This window comes from Vibrio sp. D173a, assembly GCF_030248475.1.
The window spans coordinates 1-1,578 of record NZ_JAHGAH010000620.1; the positions used below are offsets into that span (position 1 = coordinate 1).

Here is a 1,578-nt window from a genome sequence, read left to right on the forward strand (position 1 = left end):
ATTATAGAAAATCTCCGAGGGAATAATTGTGATAAGAGTGGAGTAATATGCAGTGGAGTTGTCGCTTTATAGATATTTGTGCTGCAGTAAGCAGTTTCCATAGCAAATATCGTTTTTGTCGTGAGCTTCTCCTCAAAACGAAAGTGTTAGTTGAACTGCCAGCTGACTTTCCTGTCTGGGTTGTAGGCAGAACGTATATGACATGTTAAGAATAGGCGGTAATTTCTTAAAAGTGCAATAAAAGTGTAAATTTTTCGCATAAAAAAAGCCCGTTCAAAAACGGGCGAATAGTCACAGATGCATTACACAAAAGTGGATACTGACGTTACTCAGTGGATTCACTTTGACTGGCCAGTTTTAACTTTTGATTAAAAGCCAACCAGTCAATGTAGACTACCTTAGAATAGTCTTCATGACTAGTTATGCTTTAAATGTGACTAAATATTTTATCTGGTCAGTCTAGTAAATATGATGTCGATCTCATTTGTAATGAGACGGTTCGCATATAAGGCAGGGGTTCTGCGAGCTATATCAATGTCGTCTCGGCGTTATCGACAGATATCCGCACTAATTGGTGCACACAAATTCATAAGATCGTTAAGATCAAGCGCGATCCCCGCCATACGCTCACCTGAGCTGATGGTGACAATTTTATTCTGTTGAAGGGAAGGATCAAAAATGATCGACCTTAAAACCAGTTACCGATTCGACATCTTGCTGAGAGACACAAGTCATGCGACGGCAGTTGAGGACAGCACGTACCTTTTTAGGATCAATCGCTTTGTCGCCGGGCGCACACGCAAGGGCGTATTGATTGCCCATATCTCGTAGCAGAATGCATTTGACCATTTGTGATGGCTCTATACCGCGAGCCTGTGCTGTCTCTTCGATGGAGGTGGTTTCTTTATCTTGCAACAGCAAGCGGTACTCGACTTGCTGTTGATCCAACCAATCTGTAATAACCGTTTGCAAGGGGAATTTACTCTTCTTCCAAGCTATATGGCAGAGACTGAATCGCCCATTGCTGATCCGGTTGGCTGGTTAGGCGCAGTTTCACGTCATCATCTAGGTTGTTTGGAAGAACAATCAGACCGATAGCCGTGTTATCTGAGAATAGGTAAACATTCAAAAGACGACCTGCGCCACGCCAATTTTCACCGACACTACGCTCTAGTTCAATCGCGCTATCAAGGCTCAATGGTTGCTCAGTTGTGCCAGAGACAATACGTATTTCACGCTTGTTCATACCACGGTATTTAGCGCGTGCAACCGTTTCTTGTCCCGTGTAACAACCTTTGGTGAAACTAATGCCACCAATGGCTTGCAGGTTTAATGCCTGTGGGATGTGCTCGTTTTGCTCACTCGCCGACAGCTTTGGTTGAGCATCCATGATCTCATAGTATTGCCAGATAGCTTCTGAAACTTTCTCTGCTGAGCTGCTCTCTACTAAGGTTTGTGCTGCTTCAGCTGTGATGAGCAGTGCCCAGCGTGAGTCTGCAATCTTAACTGCGCTGCCGCCTTCGATGGCGCGTACGTTGCCACGTTCTTCAGAGAGAGTATCAATAAAGCTATCCGCCT

At 44.4% G+C, this 1,578-nt stretch carries 1 protein-coding gene and 1 pseudogene; both read right to left on the bottom strand.

Annotation, left to right across the window (positions count from 1 at the left end; translation table 11 throughout):
• Positions 1 to 548: 548 nt before the first annotated feature.
• A pseudogene (locus KIV40_RS27990) lies at positions 549 to 972 on the bottom strand (aminoacyl-tRNA deacylase).
• Between the two features lie 7 nt (positions 973 to 979).
• Positions 980 to 1,578: YgfZ/GcvT domain-containing protein (locus tag KIV40_RS27995; protein ID WP_375164895.1), on the bottom strand; the 599-nt coding region annotated here is incomplete at its 5' end.